5 protein-coding genes are annotated in these 6263 nt (G+C 69.9%); 1 reads left to right on the forward strand and 4 read right to left on the reverse strand.

The features are described from left to right. Positions 1-88: 88 nt before the first annotated feature. The 4 genes from AC07EQ_RS15975 to AC07EQ_RS15990 all read right to left on the reverse strand — a co-directional run bounded on the left by AC07EQ_RS15975 (position 89) and on the right by AC07EQ_RS15990 (position 4782). Positions 89-910: an FAD binding domain-containing protein gene (locus AC07EQ_RS15975; RefSeq protein ID WP_478388684.1), complete on the reverse strand. Its 822-nt coding sequence runs from the start codon at positions 908-910 to the stop codon at positions 89-91. Then, entirely contained in the window at positions 907-1380 is a 474-nt protein-coding gene (locus tag AC07EQ_RS15980) for a (2Fe-2S)-binding protein (RefSeq protein WP_478388685.1), read from the reverse strand. The genes AC07EQ_RS15975 and AC07EQ_RS15980 overlap by 4 nt, the downstream gene beginning before the upstream one ends. A gap of 262 nt (positions 1381-1642) precedes the next feature. Further along, positions 1643-3904 carry a xanthine dehydrogenase family protein molybdopterin-binding subunit gene (locus AC07EQ_RS15985; RefSeq protein WP_478388686.1) on the reverse strand — a complete coding sequence of 754 codons (2262 nt, stop codon included), beginning with the start codon at positions 3902-3904 and terminating at the stop codon, positions 1643-1645. Between the two features lie 89 nt (positions 3905-3993). After that, positions 3994-4782, reverse strand: coding sequence for an HpcH/HpaI aldolase family protein (locus AC07EQ_RS15990; protein ID WP_478388687.1), 789 nt, complete (start codon positions 4780-4782; stop codon positions 3994-3996). Positions 4783-5387: 605 nt separating this feature from the next. On the opposite strand from AC07EQ_RS15990, the gene AC07EQ_RS15995 reads away from it, so the two are divergent. Continuing rightward, positions 5388-6092, forward strand: a complete 705-nt coding sequence (locus AC07EQ_RS15995; RefSeq protein WP_478388688.1) for a FadR/GntR family transcriptional regulator — start codon at positions 5388-5390, stop codon at positions 6090-6092. Positions 6093-6263 lie beyond the last annotated feature (171 nt).

A 6263-nucleotide genomic window follows, 5' to 3' on the forward strand; every position in this document is an offset into this window, starting at 1 on the left:
GGCGCAGGGGATCCATAGTGGATTTCGCTGAACAGGCGAGGGCGCCCTCGACCGAGCGACTCGGTCGAGGGCGCCCTCGTCGGCTCCGCTACGCGCCGCGTGCCGCGGCGGCTTCCAGCGCCCGGCGCACCAGCACCTTCGCCAGGTGCCTCCGGTAGTCGGCGCTGGCGCTGGCCTGGTCCGGCGGCGACGTGTCCTCCGCCGCCCGCTCCGCGGCCTCGGCGGCGCTCGCTCCGCTCGCCAGGGCCGCCTCCACGCCGTGCGCCCGCATCGGCGTCGGGCCCATGTTCACCAGCGCTACGCGCTGACCGGCGACGGCTACGCCGACCACCGCCCAGTCGATCGCCCGCTTGGTGAACTTCTGGAAGTCCCAGCCCTGCGCGGGGTTCTTCGCCACCCGGATCTCCACCAGCAGCTCGTCCTCGCCGAGCGCGGTCTCGAAGAAGTCGGTGAAGAACTCCGTCGCCGGGATCTCCCGGGCACCCGATGGGCCCTGCGCGACCAGCACCGCGTCCAGTGCGAGCGCCACCGCGGGCAGGTCGGAGGCCGGGTCGCCGTGCACCAGCGAGCCGCCGATGGTGCCGCGGTGGCGGACCTGCGGGTCGCCGATGGTGCCCGCGGCGTGCGCCAGCAGCGGCACCTCGCGGGCCAGCAGCTCGGAGTGCTCCAGGTCGTGGTGCCGGGTCAGCGCCCCGATCCGGATCTCCGAACCCTCCTCGCGGATGTAGGACAGGTCGCGCAGGCCGCCGACGTCGATCAGCACCTCCGGCACCGCCAGCCGCAGCTTCATCAGCGGCAGCAGCGAGTGCCCGCCGGCGAGCAGCTTCGCGTCGTCGCCGTGCTCGGCGAGCAGGCTCAGCGCCTCCTCGACGGTGTCGGCCTTCTTGTAGGTGAACGCGGCAGGGATCATTCCGCGGCCCCCGACTTCTTCTTGGCCGCGGTCAGCACGGCTTCGACGATGTTGTGGTAGCCGGTGCACCGGCAGAGGTTGCCCTCCAGGCCGGACCGCACGTCGGCTTCGGTCGGGTTCGGGTTCTCCTCGACCAGCGACACCGAGGCCATCACCATGCCCGGCGTGCAGAAACCGCACTGCAGCCCGTGCTTCTGCTGGAAGGCGCGCTGCATCGGGTGCAGCTCCTCGCCGTCGGCGAGGCCCTCGATGGTGGTGACGTCGTGGCCGTCGGCCTGGGCCGCGAGCACGGTGCAGGACTTCACCGACTCGCCGTCGAGCAGCACCGTGCAGGCCCCGCACGACGTGGTGTCGCAGCCGATGTTGGTGCCCGTCAGGCCGCAGTCCTCCCGCAGGTACTGAACGAGCAGCGTGCGGTCCTCGACCTCGTGGCTGCGCTGCTCGCCGTTGACGTTGATCGAAACTTGCACGAAACGAACTCCTAAGCACTTGTCGGGTCAGCGTGATCCACTCACCCGAACCAACTCCGCGGGCTGTCTATGCCTCGTTATGTTGCCGTCTTTCAAGCGGCGCAGCCGCTTGGCCCACGCACGCGGGGTGTCCACCGCGTTCTCAGAGGTCGTCTCGGGAGGACCTTGCCCCGACGTGGCGCATTGGGCATGCGTGATGTCGGGGATCCCGGACCGAGGCGGCGTCTGAGGTTCCGCTGCGGGACCACCTCCGCAGGTTGAGTCATGAATGGGCTTGGATGGCCTTCCACACCCTTTCGGGGGTGGTGGGCATGTCGATGTGCCTGACACCGAGGTGGGCCACGGCGTCGACCACTGCGTTCTGGACCGCCGGGGTGGCGCCGATGGTGCCCGCCTCGCCGATCCCCTTGACGCCCAACGGGTTGAGCGTGGTCGGGGTTTCCATCGTCAGCAGCTCGAAGCTGGGCAGCTCGGCCGCCGTGATGAAGGCGTAGTCGGCGAGGTTGGCGTTCTGCGGGTTTCCGTCGGCGTCGTAGGAGACCTCCTCCAGCAGGGCTTGGGCGGCGCCCTGCGCGATGCCGCCGTGCCGCTGGCCCTCGGTGAGGATCGGGTTGATGATCACGCCCGCGTCGTCAACGGTCACGTGCCGAAGATAGTTCACCTTGCCGGTTTCGGTGTCGACTTCGACGACCGCCAGGTGCGATCCGAACGGGAAGGTCGGCCGGTCCTCGGTGAAGTGCACGTCGGCGGCCAGCCCCTCGTCAGCGCGCTGGGCGAGCTCCGCCCAGGACAGCGCGACGCTCGGCGTGCCGCGCACCTGCCACGTGCCGTCGGTGAGTTCGAGGTCGGCCTCGTCGATCTCGATCAGCTCCGCGGCCAGCTTGCGGGCCTTCTCCTTGACGTCCACCGCTGCCCGGTGCACCGCGGACCCGCCCAGCTGCAGCGAGCGGGAACCCATGGTTCCCACGCCCTTCGGGATCAGGTCGGTGTCGCCGTGCACGACCTCGATCTTGTCCAGGTCGATGCCCAGCTGGTCGGACACCAGCATCGCGTAGGAGGTCCAGTGGCCCTGCCCGTGCGGGGAGCTGCCGGTGAGCACCAGAACGCTGCCGTCCGGGCGGATCTCGACGTGCCCGGTCTCGCCCTCGGTGTTGTTCGGCGCGGTGATCTCCACGTAGCTGGCCAGCCCGATGCCCAGCTGGAGCGCGGCGCCTTCGGCGCGCCGCTTGGCCTGCTCCTCGCGCAGCGCCTGGTAGTCGGCGGCTTCCAGGACCGCGTCCAGGCCCTTGACGTACTCGCCGGTGTCGTAGGTCATGCCGCCCGGCGTGTCGAACGGGAACTGCTCGGGGCGCACCAGATTGCGGCGGCGCACCTCGGCCGGGTCGACGCCGGTCTCGGCCGCGAAGAGGTCCATCGCGCGCTCCACGGCCGCGGTCGCCTCCGGCCGCCCCGCGCCCCGGTAGGCGCCGATCGGCGTGGTGTTGGTGACGACGCAGCGGGCGACGGAGTCGACCTTCGGGATGTCGTAGACGCCGCTGACCATGAACCGGGTGAACAGCGGCAGGAACGCGCCCATCCGCGGGTAGGCGCCGACGTCCTGGACGATCTCCAGCCGGTAGGCCAGCACGGTGCCGTCGCGGCGGCCGCCGATGGTCACCACCTGCCGCTGCGCGCGGCCGTGGGTCATCGCGACCAGGTTCTCGCTGCGGCTCTCCACCCACTTCACCGGGCGGCCGGCGCGCTGGGCCAGGAACGCCAGCAGCGCGGCCTCCTGCTCGACGCCGATCTTGGCGCCGAAGCCGCCGCCGACGTCGGGCGTGATCACCCGGATCCGCTCCTGCGGCAGCCCCAGGTTCGCCATCAGCTCGTCGCGGCAGCTCTGCGCGTTCTGGTTGGACAGCCACAGGGTGACCTTGTCGCCGTCCCAGGCGCAGGCGGCGGTGCGCACCTCCAGCGGCGCGGCGGCGAGGCGCTGGTTCTCGATCTGCTTGGTGACGACGACCTCGCAGCCGTCGAACAGCGCGTCGTCCAGCTCGCCGCTGGTGCCGGTGATGTTGGTGCCCGCCTCCGGGAACAGCAGGATCTCGTCGCGCAACGCGTCGGCGACGTCGACCACCGGGTCCAGCGGGTCGTAGTCGACGGAGACGAGTTCGGCGGCGTCCTCGCCCTGCGCGCGGGTCTCGGTGAGCACCACGGCCACCGGTTCGCCGACGTAGCGGACCGTGTCGCGGGCCAGGTGCGGTCGTTCCATCGCAGCAGGTGGGGGGCCGCTGACGCCCATCTGCGAAACGAACGGCGGGAGGTCGACGTCCGCGCCGGTGAACACGCCGGCCACGCCGGGCAGCTCGCGGGCCGCCGAGGTGTCGATCTCGGTGATCTTGGCGTGCGCCAGCGGGCTGCGCACGAAGGTGACGTGCAGTGCCCCGGCGAGTGCGGGATCTCGCAGGTCGTCCACGTAGGTGCCGCCGGCGGTGAGTAGGCGCGGGTCCTCGCGGCGCTCGACCCGGGTGCCGAGAATGCTCAATGGTGCCTCGCAGTCAACAGGATCAGAATCGGGAACCGACCAGTGAGTCTGGTGCGACGTCCCGCGCCGCACAAGACTCGCGGCCGTTTTCAGGCGTAGCCGCCGGCGCCTGCGGCTCGTCCGGCTCGTCCCGTCACCTGGCGGACCGCCGCGGTGGCCGCCTCGCGGAGCAGGACCGCGTCGGAGCTCAGCGACGCCAGGTCGAAGCCCAGGTCATGCCAGCGTTGCACGGTTTGGGCGCTGTCACAATGGATGCCCGCCAGCACGCCGTTGCTACGGCAACTGTCCAAAATGGAGCGTACGAGCTGCTCGTGCTCGGCCTCGCGGACCGCCAGGACGGGCGCCATCCCGTGGCCGAGGGCGAGATCGGACGGGCCGATGTAGGCCGCATCGATGCCCGGCGTGGACAGGATCTCGTCCGCGTTCCGCACGCCTTCGGGGGTCTCGATCATCGCGGCGAGCACGGTGCGCCGGTTGCCGGCCTCCGGCGTGTAGTCGTCGAGCTCGAACGCCGCCCGGATCGGGCCCCAGCTGCGCGAACCCATCGGCGGGTACTTCGCCGCCTCGACCGCGCGGCGGGCCTCCTCGGCGTTGTTGACCATCGGCACGATGACGCCGTGCGCGCCGGCGTCGAGGGCCTTCATGATCTGGTCCGGCTGATTCCAGGGCACTCGCACGAAGGTCGGCGTCCCGGTGATCGCGAGCGCCTGCAGCATGGGGACCATCTGGTCGTAGCCGACGAGCCCGTGCTGGGTGTCGATGCACACCCAGTCGTATTCGCAACGGCCCATCAGCTCGGCGGCGAAGGGGCTGGGGATCGAGCACCAGCCGCCGACCGTCGGGCGACCGGCCTCCAGGGTTTCACGCAGCGTTGCCATCATGCTCCTTCGAACTCGATCGCCGACCGCGGCTTGCCGGCGTTCGGCGGGGTCGTGCCGGGCCGGCGCCGTCCCGGCGTTGCGGGCGAAAACGGTGCTGGTCGAAGGGATTCGACGGTGCTCGGGACGTCCGCGACTCTAGGACACATCTGATGTTTCGAGCAATACGCCGAGCATGCTTCCGCAGCCGCTGACCGGCCAATACCCTGTCGAACAACCGATTTCACCGTAGTTCCCCGATCGAACGATCAACGTTGACGACCCGGAACATCTGATGTATCGGCTGCGATGGCTCGTGAGTACTTTGGAGCGCTACAGAGGTTGTTTTGGATGTCGTGGTGTGAGGGCGGGTTTGTCTCTGAAGCGGCGCAGCCGCTTAGCCCACCTGCGGAGCTTGCACCGCTGCGGGTTCTCAGGTGTCTTCTCGCGAGGACAGCCCCGACGTGGTGAATTGGTCATTCATGATGTCGGGGATCCCACAGCGAGAAGGCACCTGAGGTTCCGCTACCTGCACCGCCACGCAGGATGAGTTTGGAAACAAGGCTCTATAGCGGACCAAAGTGCTCACGAGCAGCGCGCGGGCCGACTGATGTGGAGGGCGCGGGATGGGGCGGAGCAACGACGCGATCGAGAAGATCCGCCAGCTCATCGCCTGCGGCGAGCTGAGCCCCGGCGCCCGGTTGCCGCGGGAACCGGACCTCGCCGCGCAGCTCGGGCTCTCCCGCAGCTCGATGCGGGAGGCCGTGACGGCGCTGGTGCACGCGCAGGTGCTCGACGTCCGGCGCGGCGACGGCACGTACGTGACGAGCCTGGAACCGCACCGGCTGCTGGAGGGCATCGCCCACGCAGTCGAGCTCATGCAGGACGACACGCTGCCGGAGATCTTCGAGCTCCGCCGCCTGCTGGAGCCGCAGGCGACGGCGCTCGCCGCGGAACGGATCACGCCGGAGCAGCTGGCGCGGCTGCGCGGACACCTCGACGCGATGCGCCGATCGGAGACGATCGAGGAGCTCATCACGCACGACGCCGAGTTCCACGCCTGCATCATGGCGGCCACCGGCAACCGGACGCTGACCTCGGTGGTCAACGGCCTGGCGGCGCGCGCCTTGCGGGCCCGGACCTGGAACGCCCTGAACATCGCCGACGCGCGCGAGCGGATCATGTCCCAGCACCAGGCGATCTACGAGGCGCTCGAAGCCGGTGACGCGGCGCTTGCCCTGTCCTGGGCGACGATCCACGTCACGGCGTCGGAGAAGGACCTCCTCCGCACCATCCCGCCCACCGACCGGCGAAACCCCGGATCCGCCTGAAAGCCGCGTGCTAGAGCCGTTCGCGTGCGCCCGTGGCGGCCTGGCGGCATGCGCCGTTTTCGCGCGAAAACAGCGGCGAGCACCCCCAAACAAAAACAGTTTTGCAAGGAAAACACAACACACACCCTCACACAAAACACCCCCCACCCTTCTCGGACCACCCCCTCCTTC

Source organism: Saccharopolyspora sp. NPDC045839 (assembly GCF_056431645.1).